Here is a 17,113-nt window from a genome sequence, read left to right as displayed (position 1 = left end):
CCGGCGGCTGGAGCTTGAACAAATCGGACATTTCTTTGAACGAAGCCGCACGCTCTCTTGCCGGTACTGCAGTTCAGCAACACGGCTCGCTTGGCAAATGGCAAAACCGGCTTATGCTCGTCTCCGCCGTTCGGCCAATGAGAAGCAGAAGCGGTCAACCGCGCCTTAGAATTCGGGGAAGGAGTCTCGCGCGATGGGCCAATTCATCACGGTCGAGGAGCTGCCACGCTACGCTCCCGGCCAATTGATGCTGGACAGTTCCGCGGTGGGCAACACTGACTTTCGGCTGCGCGTCTTCCGCTATGCGCCGTCCGACATTTGGGTGCCGCCGTCGGAGAACTTCCTGATCGTCGTCTATCGCGAAGGCACAACGTCGATGAACCGCCGTGTGACCGGCGCCTGGAAGCAGGATCACGTTGGACGTGGTGTCACAACCCTGCTGACACGTGCGGAGCCTTCGAACTGGCGCTGGAGCAATGACCTCGAAGTCAGCCATTTCTACATCTCGCCGAGCCTGATGACGAAGACCGCGAGCGAGGCATTCGACCGCGACTCAGGAAGCGTCGAACTCCACGATCTGCTCAGAATCGAAGATCCGGTGCTGACCTGGATCGGCGACCGGATGGTGCAGGAAGTGTCCGAAGGCGGTCCGGGCGGCCGGCTCTGCTACGATGCGCTGGCGCTTCAGGCGAGCGTGCACATCTTGCGAAAATATGCCTCGGTGGAATTCAAGCTGCCCTGTCCGCAGGGGCGCTTCAGGCCAGCCCATGCAAGGCTGATCGAGGACTATGTCGAACAGAACATCTCCAGGAACATCACGCTCGAGGAGCTGGCCAATATCTGCAACTGCTCGCCGGTGCAGTTCGCGCGCAAGTTCCAGGTGCACTATGGCATGCGGCCGCATGCCTATGTCCTGAGCCGCAAGGTGGAGCGCGCCCGCCAACATCTGCGCAAGGATCGGCTCGCGTTGAAGGAAATTGCGCTCTTGAGCGGATTTTCCGATCAAAGCCATCTCAATCGGATTTTCCGCAGACACATGAACGTCACGCCGGCCGAGTATCGCAAGAACTGCGTGAGCTAGCCTCCTCCACCGAGTCCAGCGATCCAACCGGACTGCATCGTATCGCCGTCCGTCAGGTGCGCGCGTCGGAGGGTGCCCGCGGCTTGAGCAGCCGGGCACAGACAAGGCCCAGCACGACCATGACCGCGGCGCTGGCAAACAGGGTCGGGAGCTTGCCAGCGTGTTCGAGCCCGAAGCCGTAGGCGAGCGGTCCCACGGTCTGCCCCATGAAGAAGAAGAACGAATGCAGCGACAGCGCCGTCGCCCGCGCCCCAATCGAGAGTTCGCTTGCGAACACCTGAAGACAGCCATGGGCAATATAGAATCCCCAGCCCATGACGACGAGGTTCAGCGCCTGAATCTCCCAGCGCGGGCCGAAGGCCACGGCGACGAGCTGCGAGGCGACCAGCGTCATGCCGGCGATCATCATTCCCTTCACGCCGAGCCACGGCAGCAGGCGCGACACCGTCAGCGTGTAGAACAGGCCGCCGACCGCAAAGCCTGCGATGACCACACCGGCGATCGAGAGCGAGGTCTGGCCGAGCTCGAACAGAAATGAGGCGACGTAGGGAAACAGGCCGAGCACGCAGCAGCCTTCGATGAACACCGCCGAATAACAAACATAGGCATTCGGGTTGGTGAAGATGGTGCGATAGCCGGCCTTCAGCGCCGACAGGCTCGTCTTCGGCGGGTGCTTGACCTTGGCGCCACGAAAGCCGGCCGCGACCGCAATCGACGCCACGATCACGAGCCCCCCGAGCACCGCCAGCACACCGCGCCAGCCGAGGAAATCGCCGATCAGACCTGAAGCCGAGGCGCCGAGCAGATTGCCGGTCATGGCCCCCGCAAGCGTGCGGCTGATCGCAACCTGGCGCTTCTCGGGCCCGACGAGGTCGCTGGTCAGGCTGAGCGCCACCGGAAACACGCCGCCCGAGCCGATGCCGGCGAGGATGCGGGTCGCGAACAAAACCGAGAACGAGGACGAGAGCGCGCCCAGGATGTTGGCGAGGCCGAGCAGCGCGAGGCAGCCGATCATCAGCCGCGTCTTGCCGAACAGATCGGCGGCGGCGCCGACGATGGGCTGGATGATCGAGAAGGTGAAGGCGAACACTGCGGCAAAGCCCGCGGCGGTGGCGATGCTGACGCCGAAATCCTCGGCGACGTGCGGCAGCACCGGATCGAGCGCGCGCGCCGACAATGCTGCGGCGAAGCTTGCCCCTGAGATGACGTAGAGCGCCGTCGGCAAGCCGTGATCGTGCGGCCGCAGCTCGCCTTGCTGCATCAGCGCGGATTCTTTGCCAGCGCGTCGAACGCCATCAGCCTGGCGATCAGCCCTTCGAACTCGCGCAGCGGCACCATGTTGGGGCCGTCGGAGGGGGCGCGATCAGGATCGGGATGGGTCTCGATGAAGACGCCGGCGACGCCGACCGCAACTGCAGCACGCGCGAGCACCGGCACGAATTCGCGCTCGCCACCCGACGAGGTCCCCTTCCCGCCCGGCTGCTGCACCGAATGGGTGGCGTCGAAGATGACGGGCGCGCCGGTGGTGCGCGCCAGGATCGGCAGCGCGCGCATGTCGGAGACCAGCGTGTTGTAGCCGAAGGACGCTCCGCGCTCGGTGACGAGCACGTTGGGATTATCAGCGCTGGTAATCTTGGTGACGACATTCGCCATGTCCCAGGGCGCGAGGAACTGGCCCTTCTTGACGTTGACGACCTTGCCGGTCGCAGCCGCAGCCAGCAGCAGATCGGTCTGCCGGCACAGGAAGGCGGGTATCTGCAGGATGTCCACCGCCTGCGCGACCTCGGCGCATTGCGTGGCCTCATGCACGTCGGTCAGCACAGGCAGGCCGAGCGAGGCGCGGATTTCGGCGAAGATCGGCAGCGACTGCGAAAGGCCCAGCCCGCGCGCCGCCGACGCGCTGGTGCGGTTGGCCTTGTCGAACGAGGTCTTGTAGACGAGGCCGATGTTCAGCCGCGCCGCGATCTCCTTCAGCGCCGAGGCAACCTCCAGCGCATGCTGGCGGCTTTCGAGCTGGCAGGGTCCGGCAATGACCGAGATCGGCAGGTCATTGCCGAATTTGACGCTGCCAATGGTGACGACCGGCGCCGCTGAATGCGAAGAGCTCAAGGCAAATCCCTCGTTTCGGCGCGACCATAGCCGCGATAAGGGTCGGATCAACCCTATTCGGTCCGGGCCGTCAGAATATCAGGGTTGCGCTGGGGTTCCCCGCTGCGGCGGGAATCGCTACTTCACCGCCGAGAACGCCGTTGGCGTCAGGATTTGGCTGACGATATTGGCGACGATCTGACCGTCGGCTTCGCTCTCGGCGCGGGCCTTCATCCAGTCCGGATCGGTCGCGAACGCGCCCCACTTCTTCTCGCGCTCGGCGAGCGAGTCCCAGGCCAGGAAATAGGTCAGGTCCTGATTGGATTCGCCGATCAGCGTCGTGAAGAACCCGGCCTGCTTGATGCCGTGCTTCTCCCAGATTTTCAGCGTGGCGGTCTCGAACCGCTTCAAGAGCGCCGGCAGCCGGCCGGGCAAGCAGCGATAGACGCGCATTTCGTAGATCATCGGAGTTCACTCCATGCATTGTTGTTTTTGCGGCGGGGGAGTTGTCGCAACAAATTGCTCGCCCTTCAAAGGCGGGCGAGCCGACTACACCAGCCGGCTCTGCACCATCGCCGCCTGAATGAACGAGGCGAACAGGGGATGCGGCTCGAACGGCCGCGACTTCAGCTCGGGGTGGAACTGGACGCCGATGAACCAGGGGTGATCCTCGTATTCGACGATCTCCGGCAGCACGCCATCGGGCGAGAGCCCTGAGAATTTCAGGCCGTGCTGCTCGAGACGATCCTTGTAGGCGGTGTTGACCTCGTAGCGATGGCGGTGGCGCTCGGAGATCTCGGTGGCGCCGCCATAGACCTGGGAGACACGGCTGCCGCGGCTCAGCGCCGCAGGGTATGCGCCAAGCCGCATCGTGCCGCCAAGGTCGCCGGCCTGCGAACGCTTCTCGAGCTCGTTGCCGCGCAGCCATTCCGTCATCAGGCCGACCAAGGGCTCCTTGGTCGGGCCGAACTCCGTGGAATTGGCGTCCTCGATACCGACGAGGTTTCGCGCGGCCTCGATCACCGCCATCTGCATGCCGAAGCAGATGCCGAAATACGGCACGTCGCGCTCGCGCGCGAACTGCGCTGCCTTGATCTTGCCTTCCGCGCCGCGCTGGCCAAATCCACCGGGGACCAGGATGCCGTTGACGTGCTCGAGGAACGGCGCGGGATCTTCCTTCTCGAAGATCTCGCTCTCGATCCAGTCGAGATTGACCTTCACCTTGTTGGCGATGCCGCCATGCGAGAGCGCCTCGATCAGCGACTTATACGCATCCTTCATGCCGGTGTATTTGCCGACGATGGCGATGGTGACGTTGCCTTCGGGATTGCGGACGCGCTCGTTGATCTCTTGCCAGCTGCGCAGCTCCGGCGGAATCCGCGAGCCGATGCCGAAGGCGGCGAGCACTTCGTCGTCGAGGCCCGCGTTGTGATAGGCCTCAGGCACGGCATAGATGTTGTCGACGTCGCGCGCCTCGATCACGGCGCTTTCGCGCACGTTGCAGAACAGCCCTAACTTGCGCCGCTCCTCCTTCGGGATCTCACGGTCGGTACGGCAGAGCAGGATGTCCGGCTGAATGCCGATGGAGCGCAGCTCCTTCACCGAGTGCTGCGTCGGCTTGGTCTTCAATTCACCGGCGCTCGGAATATAGGGCAGCAGCGTCAGATGGATGTAGACGGCGTGATCGCGCGGCAGCTCGTTCTTGAGCTGGCGGATCGCCTCGAAGAACGGCAGGCCCTCGATGTCGCCGACGGTGCCGCCGATCTCGACCAGCACGAAATCGTAGTCATCGTTGCCGGAGAGGACGAATTCCTTGATGGCGTTGGTGACGTGCGGAACCACCTGGATGGTCGCGCCGAGATAATCGCCGCGGCGTTCCTTGGAGATGATGTCCTGGTAGATGCGCCCCGTCGTGATGTTGTCTTGCTTCGTCGCCGGTCGGCCGGTGAATCGCTCGTAGTGACCGAGATCGAGATCGGTCTCCGCGCCGTCATCGGTCACGAACACTTCGCCGTGCTGATACGGCGACATCGTTCCGGGATCGAGATTGAGATAGGGATCGAGCTTGCGGAGGCGGACCTTGTAGCCCCGGGCTTGCAACAGCGCACCGAGTGCCGCTGAAGCCAGACCCTTGCCGAGCGAAGAAACCACGCCGCCGGTGATGAATATGTACCGCGCCATGGGACTTAACCTCTAATCCCTCGAATTCGATTCGCCAAAGCGATTCGTATTCCGCCCCAAAGATTCTGCGGGCCTGTGGGTGAGCCAAAACTAAGAGTGGTGACAGTGCCTTGATGGGGATTGTTGATGCAGGACGGTAGCAGCCGCCCTGCATGGCCCCCCTGCTTTATTGCGAACGCGGCACCTGCGGGCCGGTCGGGGCCGGGGCCTGCTGCTGCTCGTCGGCCTTCTTGAGCGAATCCAGGATGCCGCCCGAGGTCGGCGGCGCGATCGGCGATCCGCCGGCCGGCTGGCCCTGCGACGCCGGGGTGCCGATGATCGACGACGGTGCGCGGCTGTAGCCCGCGTGCCATGACAGGAACAGGCTGGTGAGGAAGAAGAGCCCAGCCAGGATCGCGGTGGTCCGCGTCAGGAGATTCGCGGTGCCTCGGCTCGACATGAAGCCCGCGCCGCCACCCATGCCGAGGCCGCCGCCTTCCGACTTCTGGAGCAGGACGGCGCCGATCATCACAGTGACGATCATGAGGTGAATGACGATGACAACGGTCTGCATAGTGCCCTTCCGTCACAAGCGGGCGGCGCCTGACGGCGGCCGATCGCGCTTCGCGGGTTTTCCTGAAGTTGCGCGGTGTTACACGATCGGAGGGGGTATTGCCACCCCCGATCGGGCCGGTCCCGCGGTTTGGACTTAGCTAGGGGCAGCCCTTGGCAATGGCAAGGAAATCAGCCGCCTTCAGGCTGGCGCCGCCAACAAGCGCCCCGTTGACGTTCTTGACCGCCATCAGCTCGGCCGCATTCGAAGGCTTGACCGAGCCGCCGTAGAGGATGCGCATCCTGGCACCGTCGGCCTTGAACCTGATGGTCAGGAGCTCCCGGATAAACCCATGAATCTGCTCGACATCCTTGACCGTGGGGGTCAGGCCGGTGCCGATGGCCCAGACCGGCTCATAGGCCACGACGAGATTCGCGGCGGTCGAGCCATCCGGCAACGAGCCCACGAGCTGCCCGCGCAGAATGTCCAGGGTCTGACCGGCGTCGCGCTGGCCTTGCGTCTCGCCGATGCAGACGATCGCTGTCGCCCCGGCGCGCCAGGCGGCTTCCGCCTTCTGGCGGATCAGGCCATCGCCCTCGCCGTGGTCGGCGCGACGCTCAGAATGGCCAACGATGATGGCGCTCGCCCCGGCATCCACCAGCATTTCGGCGGAGATATCGCCGGTATGCGCGCCGGAGGCCTTGGGATGGCAATCCTGAGCCCCGACCGCGACCGTCTTGCCGCGCACCTTCTCGGCAAAGCCTGCGATCAGGGTCACCGGCGGGCAGACCAGCAGGTCGGCCTTTGCGGCCACATCTGCCGCACCGTTGAGCATGGCGTCGAACTCGGCAGCCTGGGCCTTCAGCCCGTTCATTTTCCAATTGCCGGCGATCAGGGGGCGGATGGCGTCGGTCATGTCGATTCCCAGCAGAATGAGGTTTGTGCATGCGCTAGCAGAGGACCCGGCGCAGTTCCAGAGACCAGAGGTTCTTAACCGCCGCCGTCAGCGTCGGCGGACCCGAGGTTGCGGGGCGAAAGCCGCCACTTTATGATGATTGATCAATTTGGTGACGCGCTTTTGCGGAATCTGCATTAAGACGCGTTCCCGTTCCCCTCCTGCTCAGACAAGTTGGACCAAATGCTTCGAGGAATGCGCAAAGCCTCATCAAACTGGCTCGGCAAGACCATTATGGCCGTGGTGATGGGCGTGTTGATCGTCAGTTTCGGCATTTGGGGCATCGCCGACATCTTCCGCGGCTTCGGGCAGTCCACAGTCGCCAAGATCGGCCACACCGAGATTTCGCTGAACGAGTTCCGCCAGATCTATACCGACCGCCTGCAGCAGATCAGCCGGCAGTTCGGCCGTCCGTTGACGCCCGACCAGGCGCGCGCCTTCGGCCTCGACCGCCAGGTGCTGCAGCAGACCATCGCGGAAGCTGCCCTCGACGAGGAGGCACGCCGGCTCGGGCTCGGTCAGTCCGATGACCAGATCCGCCAGGTCATCATGAACGACCCTAACTTCAAGGGTGTTGGCGGCAACTTCGATGCGAACCGCTTCCAGGCCGTGATCCGCAATTTCGGCTATACCGAGCAGCGCTACGTGTCCGAGCAGCGCAAGGTGTCGCTGCGCCGGCAGATCACCGGCACGATCGGCGCCGGCCTCGAGCCGCCGAAGGCCATGATCGACGTGCTGACGCGCTTCCAGAACGAGCAGCGCGCCATTGAGTTCGTCAGGCTCGATGCCGCCCAGGCAGGCCAGATCGACGCGCCCTCGCCCGAGGCGCTCGCGGCCTATTTCGAGGATCACAAGGTTCAGTTCCGCGCGCCCGAATATCGCAAGATCGCCTTCGTGGTGGTCTCGCCGGAAGAAATCGGCAAGTGGAGCGAGGTGTCGGACGAGGACGCCAAGAAAGTGTTCGAGCAGCGCAAGGACCGGCTCGGCGCGCCAGAGAAGCGCCAGATCCAGCAGATCGTCTTCCCCAACGCGGCGGAAGCGCAGGCCGCCCGGGAGCGCCTCGTCGGCGGCATGTCGTTCGAGGACCTCGGCAAGGAGCGCGGGCTCAGCGCCTCCGATGTCGACCTTGGCCTCGTCACCAAATCTTCGCTGGATGCCGCGGTAGGCGAAGCCGCCTTCGCGCTTCCCGCCGGCGAGATCAGCCAGCCGATCCAGGGCGCTCTCGGCACATCCATCGTCAAGGTCGACAAGATCGAGCCGGGCAAAGAGGCGGACTACGCAACCCTTGCCGGCGACATCAAGCGCGAGATCGCAACCGAGCGCGCGCGCGTCAAGGTCAACGATCTCCGCGACAAGATGGAGGACGAGCGTGGCGGCGGCGCCAGCGTGATCGACGCGGCGCAGAAGCTCGGCCTCACCGCCGTGACCATCGACGCGGTCGACCGCTCCGGCCGCGCCCCGGACGGCCAGCCGGTCGCGAATATCCCGCAGGGCCTCGACGTGGTGTCGCAGGCCTTCAACACCGATGTCGGCGTCGACAACGACTCGATCTCGTTCAAGGGCGGCTATGTCTGGTACGACGTGCTCGCCATCACGCCCTCACGCGACCGCAATCTCGACGAGGTCCGCGACCAGGTCGAGGCGCGCTGGCGCCAGGACCAGATCGCGACCAAGCTCAAGACCAAGGCGACCGAGATGGTGCAGAAGCTCGAAGCGGGCGGCAAGCTCGCCGATGAAGCCTCCGCCATCGGCGCCAAGGTCGAGACCGCGACCGGCTTCAAGCGCGACGATACGCCCGCCAGCGTGCCCGCTTCCGTCGTGGCGGCCGCCTTCCGCGCCGCCAAGGATGGCGTCGGACAGACGCCGGTGACCGGCGGCACCGAGGTCATCGTCTTCCGCGTCACCGATATCGTCGATCCCGCGGTCGACGTTGCCTCAGACGCGGTCAAGAAGCTGAAGGAGAGCCTCGACCGCGCCCAGACCGAGGAGCAGGTCGCCTCCTACGTCAACAAGCTTGAAACCGACATCGGGACCACCATTAATCAGGCCGCCTTCGCGCAGGTGACCGGCGCGAACCAGTGAGTTGAAAGCACGCGATGGACGACCTGAAATCGATCATTGGAAAAGTGGCGACCGGCGCCAGCCTGTCGCGTGACGAAGCGGCTTCCGCCTTCGACGCCATGATGAGTGGCGAGGCCACGCCCTCCCAGATGGGTGGCCTGTTGATGGCGCTGCGGGTGCGCGGCGAAACCGTCGACGAGATCACCGGCGCGGTCTCGGCGATGCGTTCCAAGATGCTGACCGTGACGGCACCGCCTGACGCGGTCGACATCGTCGGCACCGGCGGCGACGGCTCCGGCTCGGTCAACGTCTCGACCTGCGCCTCCTTCATCGTCTCGGGCGCCGGCGTGCCGGTGGCCAAGCACGGCAACCGCGCGCTGTCGTCGCGCTCGGGCGCCGCCGACGTGCTGGCCTCGCTCGGCGTCAAGATCGACCTCAGGCCCGATCAGGTCGGCCGTTGCGTGCGCGAATGCGGCATCGGCTTCATGTTCGCTCCCGCCCACCATCCCGCCATGAAGAACGTCGGTCCGACCCGGGTCGAGCTTGCGACGCGCACGATCTTCAATCTGCTCGGCCCGCTGTCCAATCCGGCCGGCGTGAAGCGGCAGATGGTCGGCGTCTTCTCCAGGCAATGGGTGCAGCCGCTGGCGCAGGTGCTGAAGAATCTCGGCTGCGAATCCGCCTGGGTGGTGCACGGCTCCGATGGCCTCGACGAGATTACCCTCACCGGCCCGACCTTCGTCTCCACGCTCCACAATGGCGAGATCCGGAATTTCGAGGTGACGCCGGAAGACGCCGGCCTGCCGCGTTGCGAGGCCGGCGCGCTCAAGGGCGGTGACGCCGATGCCAATGCGATCGCGCTGCAAAGCGTGCTCGACGGCAAGCCGAGCGCCTACCGCGACGTCGCCCTGATGAACGCCGCAGCTGCACTGGTCGTGGCCGGGCGCGCCAAGGACCTCAAGGAAGGCGTCGCGATCGGCATGAAGTCGATCGACAGCGGCGCAGCCAACGCGAAGCTGAAGCACCTGATCGCGGTCTCGAACGGCTGAGCCTGACATGTCGGACATCCTGACCAAGATCGAAGCCTACAAGCGCGAGGAGATCGCAGCCGCCAAGCGCGCGCAGCCGCTCGCGGCGATTGAGGCAAGAGCCAAGGCGCAAGGGGCTCCGCGCGGCTTCGTGGGCGCGATCAAGGCCAAGCACGCCAACGGCGATTACGCGCTGATCGCGGAGGTGAAGAAGGCCTCGCCCTCGAAAGGGCTGATCCGCGCCGATTTCGACCCGCCCCAGCTCGCCAAGGCCTATGAGGCCGGCGGCGCGGCCTGTCTGTCGGTGCTGACCGACACGCCCTCGTTCCAGGGGCATCTCGATTTCATGGTGGCGGCGCGTGCGGCGACGTTGCTGCCGGTGCTGCGGAAGGATTTCATGTTCGACCCCTATCAGGTGGTCGAGGCCCGCGCGCACGGCGCCGATTGCATCCTGATCATCATGGCGGCGCTCGACGATGCCACCGCCAAGGATCTCGAAGACGCCGCTTTCGCCTACGGCATGGACGTGCTGATCGAAATCCACGACCGCGCCGAGCTCGATCGGGCGCTGAAACTTCGTTCGCCGATGATCGGGGTCAACAACCGCAATCTTCGCACCTTCGAGACCACGCTTGCCACCAGCGAGGCCCTGGCGCCGCTGATCCCTGCCGACCGGCTGATGGTCGGCGAGAGCGGCATCTTCACGCCCGCCGATCTCGCCCGGCTCGAGCGCGTCGGCATGTCGACCTTCCTGGTCGGTGAAAGCCTGATGCGGCAGGCCGACGTCACCGCGGCGACGCGCACCTTGCTCGCGCGCGAGACGGGCGCGCGCGCGACCGGTACGCGCTGACATGGCGCGCAAGGCTTCGCCGTCCAAGACCAAATCCTCGAGGACCAAGGCAGGCCCCGCCCTCACCCATATCGGCGCCTCCGGCGAGGCCCGAATGGTCGACGTGTCGGACAAGCCGGCGACCGAGCGGCTCGCGGTCGCGGAAGGCCGCGTCGTCATGACCAAGGCGACGCTCGACCTGATCGTCTCAGGCAACGCCAAGAAGGGCGACGTGCTCGGCACCGCGCGCATCGCCGGCATCATGGCCGCCAAGCGCACCTCGGAGCTGATCCCGCTCTGTCATCCGCTCGCGCTGTCGAAGGTCATTGTCGACATCGAGCCCGACGCAAAGCTGCCGGGCTGTGTGGTGCGGGCCAGCGTGAAAGTGACCGGACCGACCGGCGTGGAGATGGAGGCACTCACCGCGGTGTCTGTCACCTGCCTCACCATCTACGACATGATCAAGGCGGTCGAGCGCGGCGTGCGTATCGAAGGCATCCATCTGGTCGAGAAGCTCGGCGGCAAGTCCGGCCATTACCGCGCCTGAAGCACGCTCATTTCAGCGAACGCCTGCTGCATCGCGCCCATCGATTGCTTTTGCACGCGACCGTTCACGCTCCGTTAACCTCGCTTCCTAACTTCGCCTCCACACCGTTCCCGTAAACCCACGGATGTTTTCGGGGCCGAGAATTGATCCCGGCGTGTGCACGGCAATGATCCAGCATGATGACGAGATTCGGCAGTCGCCTGTTTGACCAAGCCTTCGTGCGCAGCGGACCGATCCGCTGGCTGGTGGTGGGCGGCACGCTGCTGATCGCGGCCATCGCCGTAGGCTCGGTCCTGATGGCGCAGAACTTCCGCGAGCGGGCGCTGCGCAATTCCAGCCGCGAGCTGGAGAACACCGTGCTGATGCTCGCCCATCACTTCGACCAGCAATTGCAGGATTTCGCGGTCATCCAGAGAGACTTCGTCGATCACGCACGTTCGATCGGCATTGCCAGCGTTGCGGACTTCCGCACCCGCCTCTCTGGTCAGGGCGTCCACCAGATGCTGCGTTCGAAGATCGAGGCACTGCCCTATATCGGCGGCGTCAACATCATCGACGCCGAAGGCAATCTGATCAATTCGTCGACGGCCTGGCCGGTCCCAAAGGTCAACATGGCCGACCGCGCCTATTTTCGCACCTTCAAGTACGATCCCAATTCGCCGGATGTCCTGATCGAGCCGCTGCACAGCCGCATCTCGGGTGCCTGGACCGTCCTGATCGTGCGCAAGATCGTCGGGCCGAACGGCGAGTTCCTGGGTGTGGTCGGACGCGGCATCGAGCCCGCCAACTTCGAGAAGTTCTTCGCCACCGTTGCGCTCGGCGAAGGCGCGACGATCTCGATGCTGCATCGGGACGGCACGCTGCTCGCCCGTTATCCCCATTCCAGCGAATTGATGGGGCGAAACTTCAAGACCGGTCCGTTCGAACAGCAGAGGGTTTTCGGGCTCGATCATTTCGCTGGCCGTTTCACGAGCCCCATCGACGGCGAAGATCGACTAATCGCCTCGCGCGCACTGCCCCATTTCCCGATCCTGATGATGGCCACCACGACGCGTGCGGCGGCCCTGACCGACTGGCGCGAGCAGATCGGCATGCTGATCTCGGTCGCCGGCGCCTCCGCGCTCGCCATCGCCGGCGTGCTGATCGCGATCGTGCGCAAGCTGCTGGAGCAACACCGCGCCTCGCGCGAACGGCTGACGCTGGAGAAGCAGCGGCTCGACCGCGCCGTCAACAACATGACGCAGGGTCTCTTGCTGTTCGACGCCGAGCGGCGGATGGTGGTCTGCAACCAGCGCTACATCGAAATGTATGGATTGTCGGCCGAGATCGTGAAGCCCGGCTGCAGTTTTCACGACATCATCGCCCATCGCAAGGCAACCGGCTCGTTCACGGGCGACGTCGACGGCTATGTCGCGCGCGTGCTGAAGGGCATCCATACGCGCAACTCCATGGTGGTCGACACCTCCGATGGCCGCTCGATCCACATCCTCAACGAGCCGCTCGCGGACGGCGGCTGGGTGGCGACCCATGAGGACATCACCGAGCGCCGCCGCATCGAGGAACGCATCACCCACCTCGCCCATTACGACGCGCTGACCGATCTGCCCAACCGCACCATGTTCCACGAGCACCTGCGCGAAGAGCTGGCCGCCGTCGGCAACGGCGAAGAGATCGCGGTGCATTACATCGACATCGACGAGTTCAAAGGAGTCAACGACGCACTCGGCCATCTCGTCGGCGACGAACTGTTGAAATCGATTGCCGCAAGCCTGCGCTGCTGTGCGGGCCCGGCGGATTTCGTGGCGCGGCTCGGCGGCGACGAATTCGCCATCGTCCAGAGCGCGGTGACGTCGCGGGACCAGGTCGACGAGCTCGTCGCGCGGGTCTTCGCGGCCATCCGCGCGCCGTTCGACTGCTTGGGCCATCATCTCACCACCGACGCCAGCATCGGCATCGCGCTCGCGCCGGAACACGGTACGGTGCTCGACCAGATCCTCAAGAACGCGGACATGGCGATGTACGCCGCCAAGTCGGCGGGACGGCGCACTTACCGCTTCTTCGAGCCGGAGATGGATGCCAAGGTGCGCGAGCGCCGGCAGCTCGAGAGCGATCTGCGCCACGCCATCGCCCTAGGAGGTCTCGAAGGCGGCCTCGAGGTTTATTACCAGCCCTGCCTCAGCCTGAAGGATGATCGTATCACCGGCTGCGAGGCCCTGGTGCGCTGGCGCCATCCCGAGCGCGGCATGGTCTCGCCGGCGGAGTTCATCCCGATCGCCGAAGATACCGGCCTGATCAACGAGATCGGCGAATGGGTGCTGGCGACTGCCTGCCGGGACGCTGCGAACTGGCCCGACGACATCCGCCTCGCGGTCAACGTCTCGCCGGTGCAATTCAAGAGCGGCACGCTGGCGCTGAAAATCATGGCGGCGCTCGCCGCTTCGAACCTGCCGGCGAGCCGGCTGGAGCTCGAGATCACCGAGGCGGTACTGATCCGCGACGACGATGCCGCGCTCACGATACTGCACCAGCTCCGCGCCATCGGCGTGCGCATCGCGCTCGACGATTTCGGCACCGGTTACTCGTCGCTGAGCTATTTGCACCGCTTCCCGTTCGACAAGATCAAGATCGACCGCTGTTTCGTCGACGACATCGCCGGTCCCGACGGCTCCGCCAGCATCGTCCAGGCCGTCGTCAATCTGGCGACCGCGCGCCGCATGACCACCACGGCCGAGGGCGTCGAGACCGAGGAGCAGCAGCGCCTGCTGCGGGCGCTCGGCTGTTCCGAGATGCAGGGCTATCTGTTCAGCGCCGCCAAGCCCGCCGACAAGGTGCTGGAGCTGTTCGCGCTGCATCGCAGCCGGCTCGCCCAGCGCAGCGGCAAGGAAAGCCGTCGCCGCGAAGCCGGTTAGGTCCGGCGACGGATCACCGCCAAGGTCCCCATACGAAACCGCCCGGGAGCGGTGATGCACCCCGGGCGACAATCGATGTCTCGAAGCGGTAAGTCCTAATTCGGCACCGCAGCCTTCGACGCGGGCTTCGCCGCAACCGCGTTCGCGGTGACGCCGTGCAGGAAGTCGTAGGCCGCATGCAAGGCCTTGTCGTCCTCGTCCTTGGGCGGGACGTAGGACTGTGACCCCGTCTGCTCGCCACCTTCGCCGGCCGACAGATGCCCGCGCATTTGAGACTCCGCCATGGTGTCCATGCGGCCCTTCAGCTCCGGCGGCACGTCCTGCAGGATTTCGATGTCGGGCGCGATGCCCTGGGCCTGGATCGAGCGGCCCGACGGCGTGTAGTAGCGCGCCGTGGTCAGCGCCAGCGCGCCATTTCCCGCGCCCAGCGGAATGATCGTCTGCACCGAGCCCTTGCCGAACGAGCGCGTGCCGATGATCGTGGCACGCTTGTGGTCATGCAGCGCGCCGGCCACGATCTCCGAGGCCGAGGCCGAGCCGCCATTGACCAGCACCACCAGCGGCTTGCCCTTGGTGAGGTCGCCGCCATGGGCGGTGAAGCGTTGGGTCTCCTCCGGATTGCGGCCACGGGTCGAAACGACCTCGCCGCGTTGCAGGAAGGCGCTCGACACCGACACGGCTTGGTCGAGCAATCCACCCGGATTGTTGCGCAGATCTACCACGTAACCGACGAGCTTCTCCTGCGGAACGTCCCTGGTGATCGAGGCGATCGCCTTCTTCAGGCCGTCGGTGGTCTGCTCGTTGAACGAGGTGATGCGGACATAGCCGATGTCACCGTTCTCGACATGGAAACGCACCGGGCGCACATGGATGATCTCGCGCTTGATCGCGACGTCGAGTGGAGCGTCGGCGCCCTTGCGCACGATGCTGAGCTTGGTCTGGGTATCGACCGGGCCCTTCATCTTGTTGACGGCCTGCTCGAGCGTCATGCCCTGCACGGCCTCGCCGTCGATCTTGCTGATGAGGTCGCCGGACATGAGGCCGGCCTTCGAGGCCGGCGTATCGTCGATCGGCGAGACGACCTTGACGAGGCCGTCCTCCATCGTGACCTCGATGCCGAGGCCGCCGAACTCGCCGGAGGTGGTCTCCTGCATCTCGGTCCAGGCCTTCGCGTTCATGTAGCGCGAATGCGGATCGAGCGAGGTCACCATGCCGGTGATCGCGCCTTCGACCAGCTTGGCATTGTCGGGCTTCTCGACATAGCTCGCCTTCACGCGCTCGAACACTTCGCCGAACAGATTGAGCTGGGAATAGGCATCATTCGCGTTCGCTGCCGCCCGCGCCGCCCATACGCCGCCGTGCGGACTGGCTACCAGAAGGGTGAGACACGCTCCAGTGAGCGTGCCCAGAGGGAACAGCAGGGATTTCCGCATGGATGGGCTGGCCTTTTTGCTTGGGCGGTTCGCTTTAAGCTTGTCTCTCGAGACTTGGGAGGCGCCATGCAATTGGCGATCCAGTCCGCTTCTCACAATACCATTCTGGTTTCTTCAAGGCCGGGATGCCACGCCCACGGGACCACCGCAGAAATCGCTTTCGCCCGGACCTAAACTTTTGGCAACGTTACAGGACTGGCCACCCGCAAGGGGAATCATCGGCCGGTCCACGCCTCGCAGCTATGCAATTTTAGGATAGTTTTGGAGGGCTGGACGGGTTAGGCGATGGCATAAGGCTTCAAATTCTCGGGAGGACAACAATGAACGAAGCACCCCGCATCCGGCCGGAACGCAACGTCGAACTCGGCGCCAGCAACGAGCCGTTCCAGAATCTGCACGAATTCGTCCGGAAAGCGCGGGCCAACCTCAATCAGAACGCCTGGGACTACATCGTCGGCGCCGCCGAGACCGAAACCACGATGCGCCGCAATCGCATGGCGCTGGACGAGATCGCCTTTCGCCCGCGCGTGCTGCGCGATGTCCGCAAGGTGGATGGCTCGGTTCAGCAGTTCGGCCGCAAGATGCGCCTTCCGGTGGTGCTGGCTCCCGTCGGCGCGCTCGAAATCTTCGATCCGGATGGTGCGGCGAGCGTCGCGCGCGGTGCCGGCACCTTCGGTGCGGCGCACATGCTGAGCTCGGTGTCCGAGCCGGGCCTGGAGCAGACCGCCGAGGCCGCGCCCGATGCGCTCCGGCTCTATCAGCTCTATGTTCGCGGCAACGATTCCTTCGTCGCGGATGTCGTCAGCCGAAGCGAGAAGAACGGTTACGCCGCGTTCTGCCTGACCGTCGACACCGCCCATTACAGCCGTCGCGAACGCGACATCGCCAAGCGCTACGTTCGCGAGAGCCGCCTGCGCGCCACCGGCGGCGATTTCCAGAAGGGTCTGGAGTGGCGGACCGTGAAGATGATCAAGGACAAGTTCAAGATCCCGCTGATCCTGAAGGGCATCGCCACCGCCGAGGACGCCCTGATCGCGGTCGATCACGGCGTCGAATGGATCTATGTCTCCAACCATGGCGGCCGCCAGCTCGACCATGGCCGCGGTGCCATGCATGTGCTGCCCGAGATCGTCGAAGCCGTGAAGGGTCGCGCCAAGATCATGGTCGACGGCGGCATCTGTCGCGGCACCGACATCGTCAAGGCGATCGCGGCAGGCGCAGATCTGGTCGGCATCGGCCGACTGCAATGCTGGGCGCTGGCGGCGGCCGGCGAAGCCGGCATCGCGCGGATGCTGGAGCTCCTGGAGGACGAGGTGCTGCGCTGCCTCGGCCTGCTCGGCGCCACGTCGTTTGCAGAGATCGACAGAGCCTGCCTGCATCCGGCGACCGCCACCAACGCGCCGAGCGTGTTCAGCGCATTCCCGCTGTTCGACCACGAGCCTTATCGGTACTGATTGGCAGATACCGAG

14 protein-coding genes are annotated in these 17,113 nt (G+C 64.9%); 7 read left to right on the top strand and 7 right to left on the bottom strand.

Annotated features, from left to right (window positions below):
* Positions 1-193: 193 nt before the first annotated feature.
* Positions 194-1,081 (top strand): helix-turn-helix domain-containing protein, encoded by an 888-nt coding sequence (locus tag XH84_RS28045; RefSeq protein WP_128919378.1) that lies wholly within the window; start codon positions 194-196, stop codon positions 1,079-1,081.
* Between the two features lie 52 nt (positions 1,082-1,133).
* Here XH84_RS28045 and XH84_RS28040 read toward each other — a convergent pair whose 3' ends face one another.
* The 6 genes from XH84_RS28040 to tpiA form a co-directional block, all read right to left on the bottom strand.
* The gene (locus tag XH84_RS28040) at positions 1,134-2,342 is read right to left on the bottom strand and encodes an MFS transporter (protein ID WP_128919377.1); all 1,209 of its coding nucleotides are present in this window, start codon (positions 2,340-2,342) and stop codon (positions 1,134-1,136) included.
* Positions 2,342-3,190, bottom strand: a complete 849-nt coding sequence (gene kdsA / locus XH84_RS28035; RefSeq protein ID WP_128919376.1) for a 3-deoxy-8-phosphooctulonate synthase — start codon at positions 3,188-3,190, stop codon at positions 2,342-2,344. The genes XH84_RS28040 and kdsA overlap by 1 nt, the downstream gene beginning before the upstream one ends.
* A 117-nt stretch (positions 3,191-3,307) precedes the next feature.
* A complete protein-coding gene (locus XH84_RS28030; RefSeq protein WP_128919375.1) occupies positions 3,308-3,634 on the bottom strand; it encodes an NIPSNAP family protein in 327 nt (108 codons plus the stop codon).
* 84 nt (positions 3,635-3,718) lie between these two features.
* Positions 3,719-5,350, bottom strand: a complete 1,632-nt coding sequence (gene pyrG / locus XH84_RS28025; RefSeq protein ID WP_128919374.1) for a CTP synthase — start codon at positions 5,348-5,350, stop codon at positions 3,719-3,721.
* A gap of 166 nt (positions 5,351-5,516) precedes the next feature.
* Complete coding sequence (secG, locus tag XH84_RS28020; RefSeq protein WP_128919373.1) at positions 5,517-5,903, bottom strand: preprotein translocase subunit SecG; 387 nt, start codon at positions 5,901-5,903, stop codon at positions 5,517-5,519.
* A gap of 139 nt (positions 5,904-6,042) precedes the next feature.
* Positions 6,043-6,798, bottom strand: coding sequence for a triose-phosphate isomerase (gene tpiA, locus XH84_RS28015; RefSeq protein WP_128919372.1), 756 nt, complete (start codon positions 6,796-6,798; stop codon positions 6,043-6,045).
* A 222-nt stretch (positions 6,799-7,020) separates the two neighbouring features.
* On the opposite strand from tpiA, the gene XH84_RS28010 reads away from it, so the two are divergent.
* The 5 genes from XH84_RS28010 (at position 7,021) to XH84_RS27990 (ending at position 14,211) form a co-directional block, all read left to right on the top strand.
* Positions 7,021-8,919, top strand: coding sequence for a peptidylprolyl isomerase (locus XH84_RS28010; protein ID WP_128919371.1), 1,899 nt, complete (start codon positions 7,021-7,023; stop codon positions 8,917-8,919).
* Between the two features lie 14 nt (positions 8,920-8,933).
* Complete coding sequence (gene trpD, locus XH84_RS28005; RefSeq protein ID WP_128919370.1) at positions 8,934-9,947, top strand: anthranilate phosphoribosyltransferase; 1,014 nt, start codon at positions 8,934-8,936, stop codon at positions 9,945-9,947.
* A 7-nt stretch (positions 9,948-9,954) separates the two neighbouring features.
* On the top strand, positions 9,955-10,776 hold the full coding sequence (gene trpC / locus XH84_RS28000; protein ID WP_128919369.1) for an indole-3-glycerol phosphate synthase TrpC: 822 nt from the start codon (positions 9,955-9,957) through the stop codon (positions 10,774-10,776).
* Position 10,777: 1 nt separating this feature from the next.
* Positions 10,778-11,302 carry a cyclic pyranopterin monophosphate synthase MoaC gene (gene moaC, locus XH84_RS27995; RefSeq protein ID WP_128919368.1) on the top strand — a complete coding sequence of 175 codons (525 nt, stop codon included), beginning with the start codon at positions 10,778-10,780 and terminating at the stop codon, positions 11,300-11,302.
* A gap of 176 nt (positions 11,303-11,478) precedes the next feature.
* Positions 11,479-14,211, top strand: coding sequence for a bifunctional diguanylate cyclase/phosphodiesterase (locus XH84_RS27990; protein WP_128919367.1), 2,733 nt, complete (start codon positions 11,479-11,481; stop codon positions 14,209-14,211).
* A gap of 95 nt (positions 14,212-14,306) precedes the next feature.
* Here the strand turns inward: XH84_RS27990 and XH84_RS27985 are convergent, their stop codons facing one another.
* Positions 14,307-15,644: a S41 family peptidase gene (locus XH84_RS27985; RefSeq protein WP_128919366.1), complete on the bottom strand. Its 1,338-nt coding sequence runs from the start codon at positions 15,642-15,644 to the stop codon at positions 14,307-14,309.
* Between the two features lie 320 nt (positions 15,645-15,964).
* On the opposite strand from XH84_RS27985, the gene XH84_RS27980 reads away from it, so the two are divergent.
* On the top strand, positions 15,965-17,098 hold the full coding sequence (locus XH84_RS27980) for an alpha-hydroxy acid oxidase (protein WP_128919365.1): 1,134 nt from the start codon (positions 15,965-15,967) through the stop codon (positions 17,096-17,098).
* The last annotated feature ends 15 nt before the right edge of the window (positions 17,099-17,113 follow it).

Origin of the sequence: Bradyrhizobium nanningense (assembly GCF_004114535.1) — a bacterium.
Taxonomy (GTDB): Bacteria; Pseudomonadota; Alphaproteobacteria; order Rhizobiales; family Xanthobacteraceae; genus Bradyrhizobium; species Bradyrhizobium nanningense.
Note: the sequence above shows the minus strand (reverse complement) of the source record. Positions and strands in the feature narration are given on the sequence as shown.